At 39.3% G+C, this 16,589-nt stretch carries 14 protein-coding genes and 1 pseudogene; 12 read left to right on the top strand and 3 right to left on the bottom strand.

The window, feature by feature from the left end; all coding sequences use genetic code 11:
* The first annotated feature begins 63 nt into the window (after positions 1-63).
* The 9 genes and pseudogenes from miaA (at position 64) to recJ (ending at position 8,632) form a co-directional block, all read left to right on the top strand.
* Positions 64-948, top strand: a complete 885-nt coding sequence (gene miaA, locus EL087_RS05320; protein ID WP_106388397.1) for a tRNA (adenosine(37)-N6)-dimethylallyltransferase MiaA — start codon at positions 64-66, stop codon at positions 946-948.
* Positions 941-2,179: a GTPase HflX gene (hflX, locus tag EL087_RS05315; RefSeq protein WP_126407268.1), complete on the top strand. Its 1,239-nt coding sequence runs from the start codon at positions 941-943 to the stop codon at positions 2,177-2,179. Before miaA ends, hflX begins: the two co-directional genes overlap by 8 nt.
* The gene (locus EL087_RS05310) at positions 2,172-2,801 is read left to right on the top strand and encodes a cystathionine beta-lyase (RefSeq protein WP_126407265.1); all 630 of its coding nucleotides are present in this window, start codon (positions 2,172-2,174) and stop codon (positions 2,799-2,801) included. The genes hflX and EL087_RS05310 overlap by 8 nt, the downstream gene beginning before the upstream one ends.
* 10 nt (positions 2,802-2,811) lie before the next feature.
* Complete coding sequence (rnz, locus tag EL087_RS05305; RefSeq protein WP_126407263.1) at positions 2,812-3,741, top strand: ribonuclease Z; 930 nt, start codon at positions 2,812-2,814, stop codon at positions 3,739-3,741.
* A gap of 46 nt (positions 3,742-3,787) precedes the next feature.
* A complete protein-coding gene (locus tag EL087_RS05300; protein WP_126407261.1) occupies positions 3,788-4,396 on the top strand; it encodes a histidine phosphatase family protein in 609 nt (202 codons plus the stop codon).
* Positions 4,397-4,405: 9 nt separating this feature from the next.
* Entirely contained in the window at positions 4,406-5,161 is a 756-nt protein-coding gene (locus EL087_RS05295) for an SDR family NAD(P)-dependent oxidoreductase (RefSeq protein ID WP_126407259.1), read from the top strand.
* Positions 5,162-5,170: 9 nt separating this feature from the next.
* Positions 5,171-5,908: a class I SAM-dependent methyltransferase gene (locus EL087_RS05290; protein WP_126407257.1), complete on the top strand. Its 738-nt coding sequence runs from the start codon at positions 5,171-5,173 to the stop codon at positions 5,906-5,908.
* A pseudogene (locus EL087_RS05285) lies at positions 5,886-6,302 on the top strand (GNAT family N-acetyltransferase). Before EL087_RS05290 ends, EL087_RS05285 begins: the two are co-directional and overlap by 23 nt.
* A 95-nt stretch (positions 6,303-6,397) precedes the next feature.
* Positions 6,398-8,632: a single-stranded-DNA-specific exonuclease RecJ gene (gene recJ / locus EL087_RS05280; protein ID WP_126407255.1), complete on the top strand. Its 2,235-nt coding sequence runs from the start codon at positions 6,398-6,400 to the stop codon at positions 8,630-8,632.
* Positions 8,633-8,767: 135 nt separating this feature from the next.
* On the opposite strand, the gene EL087_RS05275 is transcribed toward recJ, so the two are convergent.
* Genes EL087_RS05275 through EL087_RS05265 form a run of 3 tightly spaced genes read right to left on the bottom strand, consistent with a single transcriptional unit; the run spans position 8,768 to position 10,647 of the window.
* Positions 8,768-9,565, bottom strand: a complete 798-nt coding sequence (locus EL087_RS05275) for an ABC transporter ATP-binding protein (protein ID WP_126407253.1) — start codon at positions 9,563-9,565, stop codon at positions 8,768-8,770.
* Between the two features lie 17 nt (positions 9,566-9,582).
* Positions 9,583-10,278, bottom strand: a complete 696-nt coding sequence (locus tag EL087_RS05270) for an ABC transporter ATP-binding protein (RefSeq protein WP_003042057.1) — start codon at positions 10,276-10,278, stop codon at positions 9,583-9,585.
* A 3-nt stretch (positions 10,279-10,281) separates the two neighbouring features.
* Positions 10,282-10,647 carry a GntR family transcriptional regulator gene (locus EL087_RS05265; protein ID WP_049512147.1) on the bottom strand — a complete coding sequence of 122 codons (366 nt, stop codon included), beginning with the start codon at positions 10,645-10,647 and terminating at the stop codon, positions 10,282-10,284.
* 154 nt (positions 10,648-10,801) lie between these two features.
* Here EL087_RS05265 and EL087_RS05260 point away from each other — a divergent pair, with 154 nt between their 5' ends.
* The 3 genes from EL087_RS05260 to pyk all read left to right on the top strand — a co-directional run bounded on the left by EL087_RS05260 (position 10,802) and on the right by pyk (position 16,557).
* Positions 10,802-13,903: a DNA polymerase III subunit alpha gene (locus tag EL087_RS05260; RefSeq protein ID WP_126407251.1), complete on the top strand. Its 3,102-nt coding sequence runs from the start codon at positions 10,802-10,804 to the stop codon at positions 13,901-13,903.
* Positions 13,904-13,985: 82 nt separating this feature from the next.
* Positions 13,986-14,996 carry a 6-phosphofructokinase gene (gene pfkA / locus EL087_RS05255; protein WP_049512150.1) on the top strand — a complete coding sequence of 337 codons (1,011 nt, stop codon included), beginning with the start codon at positions 13,986-13,988 and terminating at the stop codon, positions 14,994-14,996.
* Positions 14,997-15,054: 58 nt separating this feature from the next.
* Positions 15,055-16,557: a pyruvate kinase gene (gene pyk / locus EL087_RS05250; protein WP_003024114.1), complete on the top strand. Its 1,503-nt coding sequence runs from the start codon at positions 15,055-15,057 to the stop codon at positions 16,555-16,557.
* The last annotated feature ends 32 nt before the right edge of the window (positions 16,558-16,589 follow it).

Here is a 16,589-nt window from a genome sequence, read left to right as displayed (position 1 = left end):
TCTGAACTTTATTTATGTTATAATATATAGTAACGAAAAATTAAATTTTTTTCAAGGGAAAAGATGAAAACCAAGATAATTGTAATTGTAGGACCAACTGCTGTCGGAAAAACGGCTCTCAGTATAAACCTCGCAAAACGTTTAAATGGTGAGATTATTAGCGGTGATAGTCAGCAAGTGTATAGAAAACTGAACATCGGAACGGCTAAAGTCACTCCAGATGAGCAGGAGGGGATTCCTCATTATTTGATAGATGTGCGAGAAGTGAGTGAAGCTTATTCAGCTTTTGATTTTGTAAAGGAGGCAGAAACTGCTATTAAAACGATTGTAGCAAAAGGGAAACTGCCGATTATTGCAGGCGGAACGGGGCTTTACATTCAAAGCTTGCTGGAGGGCTATCATCTGGGCGGTTCAGCTTCTCATGAGGAGATTTTAGCTTATCGAGCTGAACTAGATACCTTGGCTGATGAGGAATTATTTGGCAAAATAGCAGAGCTGGGATTGGAAATTCCCCAGATTAACCGCAGGCGGGCTATGCGAGCGCTGGAAATTGCTCATTTGGGGAATGAACTTGAAAACAAACAGCCTGACTATGAAGCCCTGCTGATTTGTCTGGACGATGACCGAGAAGTTCTCTATGAGCGTATCAATCAGCGAGTGGATCTAATGCTAAAGGCTGGACTTTTAGAAGAGGCGAAGTGGCTTTATGACAACTATCCACATGTCCAAGCCAGCAAAGGAATTGGCTACAAGGAACTTTTCCCCTACTTTGCTGGGGAGTTGACCTTAGAGGAAGCTATCAATAAACTTAAACAAAATACTCGCCGCTTTGCTAAACGTCAGCTAACTTGGTTCAGAAATCGCATGAATGCTACTTTTTATCAGGTTTCAGAGCCGAATGTCAAAGAGCGGATTATGCAGGATATAGAGGAATTTTTGAATGATTGAAACAGAAAAACAGCAGGAACGAGTGATCCTCATCGGAGTAGAATTGCAGGGAATAGAAAACTTCTCTATGTCTATGGAAGAATTAGCCAGTTTAGCCAAGACTGCTGGCGCTCAGGTGGTTTCCTCTTACACTCAGAAACGAGAGAAGTATGACAGCAAGACTTTTGTTGGTGCTGGAAAATTAGAAGAAATCAAACATATGGTAGAAGCAGATGAGATTTCAACTGTCATTGTCAATAATCGTCTGACACCTCGCCAGAATATCAATTTGGAAGAAATTTTAGGGGTCAAGGTTATTGATCGCATGCAATTAATTTTGGATATTTTTGCTATGCGAGCTAGAAGTCATGAAGGAAAACTTCAAGTTCACTTGGCTCAACTCAAATATCTCTTGCCTCGCTTGGTCGGGCAGGGGATTATGCTTAGCCGTCAGGCTGGGGGAATTGGTTCCCGCGGTCCTGGTGAAAGTCAGTTGGAACTCAATCGTCGTAGTGTTCGCAATCAGATTCATGATATTGAGCGCCAACTCAAAATTGTAGAGAAAAACCGCGCAACTGTGCGAGAGAAACGTCTGGATTCTAGTGTTTTTAAAATCGGTCTGATTGGTTACACTAATGCTGGAAAGTCTACGATTATGAATGCCTTGACCAACAAGAGTCAATATGAAGCGGACGAGCTTTTTGCCACTCTAGATGCGACAACTAAAAGTGTCAATTTGACTGGTAGGCTGAATGTGACATTGACAGATACAGTTGGTTTTATTCAGGATTTGCCGACGGAATTGGTATCTAGCTTCAATTCTACTCTAGAAGAGAGCAAAAATGTGGATCTTTTGGTTCATGTGATTGACGCCAGTGACTCTAATCACGAAGAACATGAAAAAACAGTCTTGGCGATTATGAAGGACTTGGATATGCTAGACATTCCGCGTTTGACCCTCTATAATAAAGCCGATAAGGCAGAGAACTTTACTCCAACGATAACCCCTTATGTCCTGATTTCGGCAAAGGAGGAAGATAGCAGAGCAATTTTGCAGGAGGCTCTGTTGAATAAGATGAGAGAGCTTTTTGACCCTTTTTGGATCAAGGTTAGCCCTAGCAAGGCTTATAAGTTACATGAATTGGAAAGTCTGGCAATCATTGATAAGCGAGAATATCTGGAAGAAAGTGAAACAATTTCTGGCTACATAGCAGAAAAAAATAAATGGAGACTAGAAGAATTTTATGACTGATTATATCAATTTAGCGCTTAAATACGGTGGCTTTACGAGTTTAGATCGTATTTATCTAGAAAAAGTTTTAGATAAGCTGTCCAATTCGCAAAAGTTGACTTTTATCACACCGCCACCAAGTGTTATCAACGCGTATTTTTCGGAACTCTATCAAAAAAAGAGTCCGGAAGCTGCAATGGATTATTTTTTAGAATTAAGTAAAGAATTAGCCCTTTTTAATGACCACCCTAGTTTTGATGAGGAAAAACCTTTTATCCGCCTGAATCTTTCAGGTAAGTCTTATGGTTTCTGCTTTGAAAACGAAGATGGGATTGGTTTGATTTTTCCAGAATGTCCAGAGGTAATTCAGTCTGATCTGCTTTTTGAAATTGCTCAGATTTTTCCTCACTATCTGGTTTATGAAGAAGAAAATGTCATTCGGATGATGCCAGCTATTTCTGAAGAAGTAGTGCAAAAGCAGCCGCTCTCTGCTCTGACAGATCTTTATAAGCTAGCAGATGGTCGCCTGAAACTGGAAGGGTACAATCAGGAAGAGCTAATCCAGTTGGCTCAAGACTATTCTGGTCAGCTTTACTATCGCTCGCAGAATCGCTCTGCTATGATTTATATTAAGGAAAAATAGAGAGAATAATATGCAACTACAATTTTTAGGTACAGGAGCAGGTCAGCCGTCTAAGGCTCGCAATGTATCCAGTCTGGTTTTGAAATTATTGGATGAAATCAACGAAATCTGGATGTTTGATTGTGGCGAAGGAACTCAGAATCGTATTTTAGAGACAACGATTCGTCCCAGAAAGATTAGAAAAATTTTTATCACTCATTTGCATGGGGATCATATTTTTGGTCTGCCAGGCTTTCTCTCCAGTCGAGCATTTCAAGCTAATGAAGAACAGACAGATCTGGAGATTTATGGACCAGTTGGCATCAAAAGTTTTGTCATGACAAGTCTGCGTGTGTCGGGGTCTCGCCTGCCTTATCGGATTCATTTTCATGAGTTTGACGAAAAAAGTTTAGGGAAAATTTTGGAAACTGACAAATTTACAGTTTATGCCGAGAAGCTAGACCACAGTATTTTTTGTGTGGGTTATCGCATTATGCAGAAAGACTTAGAGGGAACCTTGGATGCAGAGAAGTTAAAAGCTGCGGGGCTTCCTTTTGGGCCTCTCTTTGGTAAGGTAAAAAATGGAGAGGATGTAGTGCTAGAAGACGGAACAAAGATTATAGCAGCGGATTACATTTCAGCTCCGCGACCTGGCAAGATCATTACTATTCTGGGAGATACACGTAAAACGCATGCCAGTGTGCGGCTTGCTGTTAATGCAGATGTTTTGGTGCACGAGTCTACTTATGGTAAAGGGGACGAAAAAATTGCTAAAAATCACGGGCATTCTACTAATATGCAGGCAGCAGAAGTTGCTAGAGATGCTGGTGCCAAGCGCCTCCTTCTCAATCATATTAGCGCACGCTTTCTGTCGAAAGATATTGGTCAAATGCGCAAAGATGCCAGTTCCATTTTTAAAAACGTTCACTTGGTCAAGGATTTAGAAGAAGTAGAACTATGAAATTTTGGCAAGGATAATTCTTAAAATTTAAAGGAAATAGGAAATCATGAACATATTATTTGTCAGACATGGGAAAGATTCTGATCAACACAGAGGTGGCTGGAGTCAGCTGGATTTGCTTCCTGATGGGAAAAGAGAAGCAAAAACGTTAGCAGATTACTTAGTCCAACACAAAGAAGACTATCGTTTTACGAAAATTATTACGAGTGATTTAAAAAGAGCTGAGACAACTGCAACAATTTTAGTGGAGGCGCTTCAACTGTCGTTGGAGAAAGAAAGCAGCTTACGAGAAACGAATAATGGTGATTTAGCAGGAATGTTAAATAGTGAAGCTGATCAAAAATTTCCTCGTCTTTATTTTAGAAGTCTTGCGATGGACGAGCATTATCCAAATGGAGAAAGTCCGAGAGAATTTTATCAACGGATAAAAACTTGGTTTCAACGCTTCTTGCAGGAAAATGACGATTCAGATGAGACACAAATTGTGGTCACACACGGTGGAGTGATCAACATTATCTATCATTTAGTGAACCAGATAGAATGGACGAATAAAAGCAATCTATTCCACGTTAAACATTGCAGCATTAGTCTATTGAATACAAAAACGCTTGTTTTTGAGGTTGAAAATCAAACGGATTTTTTAGAAGAAAAATAAGGAGAACACATGCGAACAATCGTTATTACAGGAGCTAGTAGCGGTGTGGCTCAGGAAATGGTGAAGTTGTTGCCAAATGACCAGCTGATTTTAGTGGGACGCAGTCAAGAAAAATTAACAAAACTTTATTCAAATCATGCGCATTGCGAATTCGTTGAGTTGGATATTACGGATTACAAAGCTTTAGAAGCTTTTACTGAAGAAATTTACCAGAAGTATGCTCAGGTGGATGTTCTAGTCAACAATGCTGGTTATGGGATTTTTGAGGAATTTGACAAGATTAGCAACGAGGATATTCATGCCATGTTTGAGGTCAATACATTTGCTCTCATGAACTTGTCTCGTCTTTTCGGAGAGCGGATGAAGCAAGCGGGTCATGGGCATATTGTCAATCTTGTTAGTACAGCTGGGCTGATTGCCAGTGCCAAATCCAGTCTTTACTCAGCTACCAAGTTTGCTGGAATTGGCTTTTCTAATGCTTTGCGCTTAGAGCTCATGCCATACAATGTCTATGTGACCACCGTTAATCCGGGACCAATTAAGACGGCTTTCTTTGACAAAGCTGACCCTGACGGTAGTTATGTTAAGGCAATTGATAAGTATATTTTAGAAGCAGATGTTGTCGCTAAGCAAATTGTGGACAATTTTGGGAAAAAGAAGCGGGAGCTGACGATGCCTTTTGCGCTGAAAGCAGCCCACAAACTTTACACACTTTTTCCAAATATTGGTGACAAACTAGCTAGTAAAATATTTAATTATAAGTAGGAGAAATTTATGGATGTGATAGCTTACAAGGAATTTGTAAACCAACCTTGGGGCAAGCTTTATTATGATATTCTCTTTGCTCAGCTAGCCCATATAAAAAATAAGAAAGTGCTGGATTTCGGTAGTGGTTTTGGCTTGGTGGCAGACTTTTTAGCACAAAACAATCAGGTAACAGCCATAGAACCAAATGACGAGATGGTTGCAGAGCGGAAGCAGAATTTTCATTATCATCAACTACAAGGCAGTCTGGAATTGTTGAAGGAAATTCCAAGTGCTCGTTTTGACCTTATCATTTGTCACAATGTTCTGGAGTATGTGGATGAACCAGCTCTTTACCTAGCTGAATTTAGAAGATTGCTGAAGAAAGGCGGACAGATTTCTCTCATCAATCATAATGAAGTGGGGCGGATTATGCAGACGGTTGTGTTTGCAAATGATACAAATTTAGCATTGGATTTATTATCAGGTAAGTCCTATCAATCACATACAATGGGGCAAGCAACCTATTATGAAATAGCAGACTTATTACAAAAAGCTGACATTGAACTGACTGTTCAGGACTATCAAGGAATCCGAATTTTCTATGGCTTGCAAGATAATGCAGTGAAGACTGCTAATGACTGGCGGGAAAAGATGTTGGAGATAGAGCTTGCAGTTTGTCAACAGTCTCCTTATCGGGACATTGCGGCTTTTCAGCACATTTGGCTGCAAAAAGGAGACAAGAATGATTCGTTATTTTGCCAATAGACAAATTACAATTGAAGACTTACTTCCACTTTATCAATCTGTTAGCTGAACCAACTATACAGAACGGTCAGATATGTTAGAACAAGCATTTCAGCACTCACTATTTACTGTATCAGCCTATGATGGGGAACAGTTAGTTGGTCTCCTTCGAGCAGTCGGAGATGGATTTTCTAGTGTTTTCATTCAGGATTTGTTAGTTTTCCCGTCTTATCAGCGCCAAGGTATCGGTCGAGAATTGGTTCGACAAACGCTGGAGACATTTGCAGATGTTTATCAGATTCAGCTAGTAACAGAGCAGTCAGACAAAAATTTAGCCTTTTATCGCTCTTTAGGATTTCGGGAACTGTCGGATTTGAATTGCACGGGTTTAATTTATATAGGTAAAAGCTATTAGATAAATGCTTGTGTATAAAATTGGAGGTTTGGGCTAGTGAAAGCTAGTCTTTTCGTGTTATAATAGACTTTATATTGTAACAGAAAGATAAAAGCATGATTACATCAAAATATGATTGGCAGATTGCCACAAATTTTTCAGATAAGGGTTTTATTAAAAAAGCTAAAAAACTTGGCTTGGAGGCTTCGGTAGCTAATCTGGTCTACCAGAGAGGAATTCAGACAGAAGAAGCACTGCGAGATTTTCTAGAGCCTAGTTTGGACCAGCTGCATAATCCTTATGAACTGCATGATATGGATAAGGCAGTGACGCGCATTCGTCAAGCGATTGAAAATTATGAGCAGATCTTGATTTATGGCGATTATGATGCGGATGGCATGACTTCGGCTTCTATTGTTAAAGAAGCACTAGAACAACTTGGAGCAGAGTGTCAGGTCTATTTGCCCAATCGATTTACAGACGGTTATGGTCCTAACGCGAGTGTTTACAAGTATTTTATTGAAAATCAGGGAATTTCACTCATCGTTACAGTGGATAATGGAGTTGCAGGACATGAAGCAATCGAACTAGCTCAGTCTATGGGAGTGGATGTCATTGTGACGGATCACCATTCTATACCAGAGGGACTTCCTGATGCTTATGCAATTGTCCACCCAGAACATCCGGAAGCTGAATATCCTTTTAAGCATTTAGCTGGCTGCGGTGTAGCTTTTAAGCTAGCAACCGCGCTTTTAGAAGAAGTGCAAGTAGAGTTGCTAGATTTAGTCGCTATCGGAACTATCGCAGATATGGTCAGCCTAACGGATGAAAATCGTATTCTGGTCAAATATGGGCTAAGTGTCCTCAAAAACACTCAACGAATCGGCTTGCAGGAGCTTTTTAAGATTGCAGGTATTCAGGAAAATGAAGTGGATGAAGAAACAGTTGGTTTTCAGATAGCCCCTAGGCTCAATGCTCTAGGTCGACTTGATGATCCAAATCCTGCTATTGAACTTTTGACGGGTTTTGATGAGGAAGAAGCACGTGATATTGCCCTTATGATTAACCAGAAAAATGAAGAGCGCAAAGAGATTGTTCAGAAGATTTATGATGAAGCCAAGACCATGGTTGATCCCGATAATCCTGTTCAAGTTCTAGCTAGTGAAGGTTGGAATCCAGGTGTTTTGGGAATTGTGGCAGGTCGGCTTTTGGAAGAATTACACCAGCCGGTCATCGTCTTGAATATTGAAAATGATTTGGCAAAAGGCAGCGCCCGCAGCATTGAAGCAGTTGATATTTTTGAAGCGTTAGACCCTCATCGAGATTTATTTGTGGCTTTTGGTGGGCATGCAGGGGCAGCTGGGATGACTCTAGAGGCCAGCAAGTTAGAAGCACTCAGTCAGGTTTTGGTAGCATATATTGAAGATAATCAAGTGGATTTGTCCACTAAGAATGAGCTCTTTTTGGATGAGGAATTATCCTTGCCAGATTTGACACTAGAGACTCTCAAAAACTTTGAAAAGTTAGCTCCTTTTGGAATGGACAATAAAAAGCCTATTTTCTATTTAAAAGATTTTAAGGTTGAAAATTCCCGCACCATGGGGGCGGGAAATACTCACCTTAAGCTGAAAATTTCCCAGGCTAATGTAGCTTTTGAAGTCGTAGCTTTTAGTCTAGGTAATCTTGCAACAGAATTTTCCCAAACTAAAAACTTAGAGCTGGCGGTTACTCTGTCGGTCAATAAATGGAATGGTCAAACTAGTCTCCAGCTTATGCTGGTGGATGCTAGGGTCAATGGGATTCAGCTCTTTAATATCCGAGGTAAAAATGCTCCTTTGCCTGAAAATGTGCCCGTCCTGCGTTTTTCAGAAGAAATTCCTAATTTGGAAAAGAGCAGAGCAGTTGTGGTGTATGACTTGCCTGAACGCCTAAATCAGCTCAAAGTAATCATTCAGCAAGGACATTTTGAAGCAATTTACTTTAAAAATGAGATTGCTCAGCCCTATTATCTGACAGGTTTCGGAACGAGAGACCAGTTTGCAAAACTCTATAAAACAATTTATCAATTTCCAGAGTTTGACATTCGTTATAAGCTCAAAGAACTAGCTGCTTATCTCAAGATTGACCCAATTCTACTCATCAAGATGATTCAGATATTTGAAGAGCTGGACTTTGTGACAATTCAAGATGGAGTGATGCAAGTAAACAAAAAAGCAGAAAAAAAGGCTATTGAAAACAGCCATATTTATCAAGAACTGAAGAAAACAGTCAAGGAGCAGGAGCTTATGGCTCTAGGAACGGTGCAGGAAATTTATGATTATCTGATAGAAAAAGATGAATCTTCAAACTAAATTTTAGATGAACTATTTATTTGTCTCGCACCGAAGGCCGCGAGACGGACTGAAAGTCACATAATAAAAAAGTCATGAGTAAGATGAATCTCATGACTTTATTGTTTATCTAAGTATTGCTACAGCTTGTGTTATCTACTGCAAATTCACTTTATTTTTGAGGATGTAATACGTTCCGGCATAGTAGATAAGTCCCAAAAGAAGAGAGGTTATGACTCCGCTCAAACTACCTAAAGAAGTTGAAAGTGATGGGAAGGCTGAAACATATAGATTAGCAGCAATAATCAGAGCAAATTGAATTCCAAAATAGGCTAGAAAGGCTATAGCAGCGCGGTGGTCTTGGAAAAGTTGACCGATAGAGATAGAAAGATAAATCAATAGGATATTTGGAATGAGAACTACAAGATAGTATCCAAATGATTTCAATAGTTCACTAGCAAATTCCCAAAAATGCTTGTCGAGTAATTGCACAAATGTTCCCATTTCAAATTGTGTATGAAAAGCAGTTCCCACAATAAGGGCAATGATGAAAAAACTAAGAAATAATGCAAGTGTGCTAAGAATCGTCCATATAACAGCACCGAGCAATTTTGAGAGAATAATTTGATGCTCATTAACTGGTAAAGTGAGCGTTAAGTATCCTTCTCTTTCATAAACACTATTTTTAAAGCGACGAATAATCAGAAAAAGTGTTGAAATGGCAAGTGCCACAAGGAGACCTGAGAAAATCAGCATTGTAAAACCGAAGAAAGTACTTGTCATACTCCCTGCTTCATTAGTAGAAGACTGCAAACGGTCGAAAAAGTTCCTTCCATTTGCCAACTGTCTAAGACAAAGTCCGATGCTAGCGGATAAAAACAGTACGATTCCGTATAAACCTAAATACCACTTGTTCACATTTTTAAATTCGTATTTTAATAAATTCCAAAACATAGTCAATCTCCTTTGTTCTAAGCCTTAAATTCTTGGCGGAAGAGCTGGTCAATAGATTCACCAGACTCATAGCGAATATCATCTACATTCCCTTGTCGAACAATCTTGCCATTATCAATAAAGATGATTTCATCTAGGATTGGTTCAATATCTGAAATCAAATGTGTTGAAATGAGAACAGAAGCGCTAGGTGAGTAATTGTTGATAATCGTCTTTAGAATGTAGTCTCGCGCTGCTGGGTCAACCCCTCCAATAGGTTCATCCAGAACATACAGTTTGGCTTGGCGGCTCATGACCAAAATCAACTGAACTTTTTCCTTGTTTCCTTTGGATAATTTTTTGAATGCCAGATTTTCGTCAATATGAAGATCTTGCAAGAGTGCTTGTGCACGCTCTATTTCAAAGTCTGCATAGAAAGATTGAAAATACTGCAAAGCATCTTTGACTTTCATATTTTCATTTAGGTAAGTCGTATCTGGTAAATAAGATACGATTTTCTTGGTTTCTGAAGACGGTTGAAGTCCATTGATGAGGATTTTTCCGTCATTGGGTTGAAGCAGTCCATTGATTAGTTTTATCATGGTTGTTTTTCCAGAGCCATTTGGACCAAGTAAGCCGATAATTTTTCCAGCTTCAATTTCAAAATTGATGTGTTCTAAAGCAGGTGTGCTGCCGTATGATTTTGAGACATTTTCAAATGCAAGTAATACCATTTCCTAAACTCCTTTTATATAATCTTCAACAATTGTTGGTAATTCTTCTTTCTGATAACCAAAATGAATCATACCATTTACAAATTTCTCCACTTCCTCCTTAGAAAGTTTTTGTCGAGTTTTTAAAATCAAGTCGCGATTATCTGTGACGAAACGTCCTGATGTTCGTTGAGAATAGACAAATCCTTCTTTTTCCAAGTCAGATAAAGCACGCTGGATTGTATTGGGATTGACCCCCGCTTCAGCAGCCAATTCTCTGACGGCAGGTAGCCTTTCGCCAGCTTGCAGTTGATTGGAGATGATTTGTAATTTTATCCTGTCCATGATTTGTAAATAAATGGGCAGATTATTATCAAAAGTCCAACTCATGATTTCTCCTTTCTTTTGTATCTTTGTACTAATTAAATAATACAATGTTTTTAAAAAAATAGCAAGTTTTTAGAAAAAAATTCTGTATTTTTTCTTCAGCAAGCAAAATAGAAATTTAGTATAATAGAAAAGAGAAGAAATAAAGGAGAATGCCGTGGTTGCTCAATTAGATACCAAAACTGTTTATACATTTATGGATAGTTTGATTTCTATAAAAAAATATGTAGAAACAGCTAAAAATTTAGGCTATCAAACTCTAGGGATAATGGACATTGACAATCTCTATGGAGTTTATCATTTCATGGAAACGGCGACCGAGCAAGGAATTCAGCCGCTTTTAGGCGTGGAAATGACCTTGGATTACGCTGGACTTCCTCTTAATCTTCGCTTTCTAGCTCTTGACAGTCAAGGTTATCGCAATTTAATGAAACTTTCTACTTTAAAGATGATAGGAAAAAGCAAGTGGGAAGAATTTCAGCATTTATTGGAAGGAATAGCGGTTATTGTGCCTGTGTTTGAGGGCATTGAAGCCTTAGACTTGGGACGAGAGTTTTATATTGGCGTATTTCCTGACACTCCTAGGCAGACGTTTCCTCATGCAACCTTGCCTTTGCAGACAGTTCGCTATTTTGATACAGGGGATTTAGAAACCTTGCAAATGCTATGTGCCATTCGTGAAAATAGTAGCTTGCGGGAAGTTGGAAATTTGCCAAATCACGACTATCTCTTATCACCTGAGCAATTCACACAATCCTTTCAAGAAAATTATCCAGAAAGTCTGGATAATTTAAAGCAGCTAGTTGCAGGTATTCATTACGAAATCAATACAGAGTTGAAATTACCACGTTTTAATCCAGAACGACCAGCGGTAAAGGAACTACGAGAACGGGCAGAAGCAGGCTTGGAGAAAAAAGGGCTGAATGGTTCGATTTATAAAGAACGATTGCAGCAAGAGCTGTCTGTCATCCACCAAATGGGTTTTGACGACTACTTTTTGATTGTCTGGGATTTATTACGCTTTGGTCGCAGTCAGGGATATTATATGGGCATGGGACGTGGTTCTGCCGTTGGAAGCCTAGTTGCCTATGCGCTAGAGATTACAGGGATTGATCCTATCGAAAAGAACCTCCTTTTTGAGCGTTTTTTAAATGTGGAACGTTATACTATGCCCGATATTGATATTGACATTCCTGATGTCTATCGTCCAGAATTTATCCGCTATGTCCGCGATCGCTATGGAACCATGCATGCAGCTCAAATCGTGACCTATTCGACCTTTGGAGCTAAGCAAGCGATTCGTGATGTTTTTAAACGCTACGGTGTTCCAGAGTATGAATTGACCAATATTACCCGTAAAATCAGTTTCCGTGATAATCTGACATCTGCTTATGAAAAAAATATGTCTTTCCGCCAGATTATCAATAGTAAGCTGGAATATCAAAAAGCTTTTGAAATTGCGAAAAAAATCGAAGGAAATCCTCGTCAAACTTCTATCCATGCAGCAGGTGTCGTGATGAGTGACAATGATTTGACAGATTACATTCCACTTAAATATGGGGAAGATATGTATATCACGCAATACGATGCGCATGGTGTTGAGAGTAACGGCCTGCTCAAGATGGACTTCCTTGGTTTGCGCAATCTAACCTTTGTCCAACGAATGAAAGAAGCAGCTTTGGAGAAATACGGTGTCGCTATTGATATTGCAAAGATTGACTTAGAAGACACAGCAACCTTGCAGCTCTTTTCTGCTGGCAGAACCAAAGGAGTTTTTCAATTTGAGCAAGCAGGTGCCATTAACCTTTTGAAGCGAGTGCAGCCAGCTCGATTTGAAGAAGTGGTTGCAACAACCTCACTCAATCGTCCAGGAGCTAGTGACTATATAGATAATTTTGTCAGAAGAAAGCATGGACAAGAAAAAATAGAAATGCTGGACTCAAGTTTGGAAGACATCTTGGCGCCAACTTACGGCATTATGCTCTATCAAGAGCAAGTAATGCAAGTAGCGCAACGGTTTGGGGGCTTTTCACTCGGAAAAGCTGACATTTTACGTCGTGCTATGGGTAAGAAAAATGTTGTTGAAATGCATAAAATGGAAGCAGAGTTTGTCACAGGAGCTCTCGAACTTGGGCATTCTGAAACTAAAGCAAAAGAAGTATTTGCAGTTATGGAAAAGTTTGCAGGTTATGGCTTCAACCGTAGTCACGCTTATGCCTATTCTGCACTTGCTTTTCAGTTGGCTTATTTTAAGGCACATTATCCTGATATTTTCTTTGATATTATGCTGAATTATTCAAGCAGTGATTACATCACAGATGCGCTAGAATTCGACTTCCAAGTTGCTTCTTTAAATATCAATAACATTCCTTATAGAGATAAGTTTCAAGATAAGCAGATTTATTTAGGGCTGAAAAATATCAAAGGTTTACCACGTGATGTTGCTTATTGGATTATTGAAAATCGTCCTTTTTCAAATGTAGAAGACTTCGTTTTGAAGTTGCCAACGCAATATCATAAGGTTCAGTTACTAACTCCTTTAGTGCAAGTTGGTTTATTTGATGTATTTGAAAAGAATCGCCAAAAAATCCTACAAAATCTTCCGAACTTATTTGTCTTTGCAGATGAGCTGGGCAGTCTTTTTGCAGATACAAATTATAGCTGGACAGAAGCAGAGGATTATACAGAAGCAGAAAAATTTGAGTTAGAAAAAGAAATTATCGGTATCGGTTTGAGCGAGCATCCCTTGGTAAAACTTGCAAAATCTGCTACTCAAGCCTTTACCTCTATTCAAGACTTGGTTGAAAACAATCATGCAACGATTTTAGTAGAGATTTTGTCCATTCGTGTTATCCGTACCAAAACGGGTGAAAATATGGCCTTCTTACAAGTGAGTGATGCTAAAAGAAAAATGGAGGTAACAGTCTTTCCAGATGCTTTTAAACAGTTCAGCAAAGGTTTGCATGAAAAAGGCTTTTATTATCTGACCGGTCGGGTTCAAAAACGCGAGGAGCGTTTGCAGCTGATTTTAAATGATTTGCAGGAAGCTGTTACAGAACGTTTTTGGATACAAGTAGAAGATCATAAAAGCGATGCAGCAATATCCGCTATTTTACGACAATTTCGAGGAGATATTCCGGTTGTTCTTCGATATGAAAATGAAAGAAAAACAGTAGCAATTACTCAATATCGTGTTCAAAAATCAGAGAAATTACAAGAAGAATTGAAAAAAATAACCATGAAAACGATTTATCAATAAAAAATTAGGAAAAAAGAAGAATTTTGGTTTTGATTGTGGTATAATCAAGGGTGAATGTAAAAAGAAAAAGGAGCACAAATGAATGAAACGTATTGCTGTTTTGACTAGTGGTGGTGATGCCCCTGGTATGAATGCTGCTATCCGTGCAGTTGTTCGTAAAGCAATTTCAGAAGGAATGGAAGTTTACGGTATCTATGACGGTTATGCCGGTATGGTTGCTGGTGAGATCTATCCACTTGACGCTGCATCAGTTGGAGATATTATTTCACGTGGTGGTACTTTCCTTCACTCAGCTCGTTATCCAGAATTTGCCCAATTAGAAGGACAATTAAAAGGGATTGAGCAACTTAAAAAACATGGTATTGAAGGAGTCGTAGTTATCGGTGGTGACGGTTCTTACCATGGTGCTATGCGATTGACAGAACATGGCTTCCCAGCTGTCGGACTTCCTGGCACGATTGACAATGATATCGTTGGTACAGACTTCACAATCGGCTTTGATACTGCTGTAACAACTGCAATGGACGCCATTGATAAGATTCGTGACACATCATCTAGTCACCGTCGTACTTTTGTTGTTGAAGTAATGGGACGCAATGCTGGAGACATCGCTCTCTGGGCTGGTATTGCTACAGGTGCTGATGAAATCATCGTTCCCGAAGAAGGCTTCAAGATTGAAGATATCGTAGCTAGTATCAAACGTGGCTATGAAGAAGGAAAGAAACATAACATTATCGTTCTGGCAGAAGGTGTTATGTCGGCCGATGAATTTGGTAAGAAGTTGAAAGAAGCTGGTGATGTGAGCGATCTTCGTGTGACCGAACTTGGACATATTCAACGTGGTGGTTCACCAACTGCACGTGACCGTGTTCTTGCTTCACGTATGGGTGCTCATGCTGTCAGCCTTCTTAAAAAGGGCATTGGTGGTGTTGCAGTTGGTATTCGCAACGAACAAATGGTTGAAAATCCAATCCTCGGTACAGCAGAAGAAGGTGCTTTGTTTAGTTTAACTGAAGACGGCAAGATTATTGTTAATAATCCACACAAAGCTGATCTTGATCTTGCTAAATTAAACCGTAGCATTTCAATGTAATTTTAATTTGTTATCCTGGTCATAAAGACCATTAAATAAAAAGGAGTTTTCATATATCATGAATAAACGTGTAAAAATCGTTGCAACTTTAGGTCCTGCGGTAGAAATCCGTGGTGGTAAAAGATTCGGTGAAGACGGATATTGGGGCGAAAAACTTGACGTTGAAGCTTCAGCGCAAAATATCGCTAAATTGATCGAAGCTGGAGCTAACACTTTCCGTTTCAACTTCTCACATGGTGACCACGCAGAGCAAGGTGACCGTATGGCTACTGTTCATCGTGCTGAAGAAATTGCTGGTCAAAAAGTTGGTTACCTTCTTGACACTAAAGGTCCTGAAATTCGTACAGAATTATTTGAAGGCGATGCTAAAGAATATTCTTACAAAACAGGTGAAAAAATCCGTGTTGCAACTAAACAAGGTATCAAATCAACTCGTGAAGTTATCGCATTGAATGTTGCTGGTGCACTTGATATCTATGACGATGTTGAAGTTGGAAAACAAGTTCTTGTTGATGACGGTAAACTTGGTCTTCGCGTTATTGCAAAAGATCCTGCTACACGTGAATTTGAAGTAGAAGTTGAAAACGACGGTATTATCGCTAAACAAAAAGGTGTTAATATTCCAAATACAAAGATTCCTTTCCCAGCACTTGCTGAACGTGACAACGACGATATTCGTTTTGGTCTTGAACAAGGAATCAACTTTATCGCTATTTCATTCGTACGTACTGCAAAAGACGTCAACGAAGTTCGCGCAATCTGTGAAGAAACTGGTAATGGACATGTGAAATTGTTCGCTAAAATCGAAAACCAACAAGGTATCGAAAACTTGGATGAAATCCTTGAAGTAGCGGACGGTATCATGATTGCTCGTGGTGATATGGGTATTGAAGTACCATTTGAAATGGTTCCAGTTTACCAAAAAATGATTATCACAAAAGTCAATGCAGCTGGTAAAATTGCGATCACAGCAACAAACATGCTTGAAACAATGACTGAAAAACCACGTGCGACTCGTTCAGAAGTATCAGACGTATTTAACGCTGTTATTGATGGAACAGATGCGACAATGCTTTCAGGTGAATCTGCAAATGGTAAATACCCACTTGAATCTGTAACAACAATGGCTACAATTGATAAAAACGCTCAAACTCTATTGAACGAGTATGGACGCTTGTCATCAGTTGACTACGCACGTAGTTCTAAGACAGAAGTTGTGGCTTCAGCTGTTAAAGATGCTACAAACTCAATGGATATCAAATTGGTTGTAACAATGACTGAATCAGGAAATACAGCTCGTTTGATTTCTAAATATCGTCCAGATGCTGATATCTTGGCAATTACATTCGATGAATTGACACAACGTTCATTGATGTTGAACTGGGGTGTTATTCCAGTAGTAACTGAAAAACCTGCATCTACTGATGATATGTTTGAAGTTGCTGAAAAAGTTGCTCTTGAAAGTGGTCTTGTAGAATCTGGCGACAATATTGTGATTGTAGCTGGTGTGCCAGTCGGAACTGGTGGAACAAACACAATGCGTATCCGTACAGTACGGTAATCTATCTCATTCAGAAAAAACTAGTCTATCAA

Origin of the sequence: Streptococcus milleri (genome assembly GCF_900636525.1) — a bacterium.
Lineage (GTDB): Bacteria > Bacillota > Bacilli > Lactobacillales > Streptococcaceae > Streptococcus > Streptococcus hominis.
Note: the sequence above shows the minus strand (reverse complement) of the source record. Positions and strands in the feature narration are given on the sequence as shown.

Excerpts from the sequence above, each read along its gene's own strand:
- EL087_RS05265 (WP_049512147.1), bottom strand. The coding sequence starts at position 10,647 with ATGAGTTGGACTTTTGATAATAATCTGCCCATTTATTTACAAATCATG.
- EL087_RS05295 (WP_126407259.1), top strand. The coding sequence starts at position 4,406 with ATGCGAACAATCGTTATTACAGGAGCTAGTAGCGGTGTGGCTCAGGAA.
- EL087_RS05290 (WP_126407257.1), top strand. The coding sequence starts at position 5,171 with ATGGATGTGATAGCTTACAAGGAATTTGTAAACCAACCTTGGGGCAAG.
- recJ (WP_126407255.1), top strand. The coding sequence starts at position 6,398 with ATGATTACATCAAAATATGATTGGCAGATTGCCACAAATTTTTCAGAT.
- pfkA (WP_049512150.1), top strand. The coding sequence starts at position 13,986 with ATGAAACGTATTGCTGTTTTGACTAGTGGTGGTGATGCCCCTGGTATG.
- EL087_RS05275 (WP_126407253.1), bottom strand. The coding sequence starts at position 9,565 with ATGTTTTGGAATTTATTAAAATACGAATTTAAAAATGTGAACAAGTGG.
- EL087_RS05300 (WP_126407261.1), top strand. The coding sequence starts at position 3,788 with ATGAACATATTATTTGTCAGACATGGGAAAGATTCTGATCAACACAGA.
- EL087_RS05270 (WP_003042057.1), bottom strand. The coding sequence starts at position 10,278 with ATGGTATTACTTGCATTTGAAAATGTCTCAAAATCATACGGCAGCACA.
- hflX (WP_126407268.1), top strand. The coding sequence starts at position 941 with ATGATTGAAACAGAAAAACAGCAGGAACGAGTGATCCTCATCGGAGTA.
- pyk (WP_003024114.1), top strand. The coding sequence starts at position 15,055 with ATGAATAAACGTGTAAAAATCGTTGCAACTTTAGGTCCTGCGGTAGAA.
- EL087_RS05310 (WP_126407265.1), top strand. The coding sequence starts at position 2,172 with ATGACTGATTATATCAATTTAGCGCTTAAATACGGTGGCTTTACGAGT.
- rnz (WP_126407263.1), top strand. The coding sequence starts at position 2,812 with ATGCAACTACAATTTTTAGGTACAGGAGCAGGTCAGCCGTCTAAGGCT.
- miaA (WP_106388397.1), top strand. The coding sequence starts at position 64 with ATGAAAACCAAGATAATTGTAATTGTAGGACCAACTGCTGTCGGAAAA.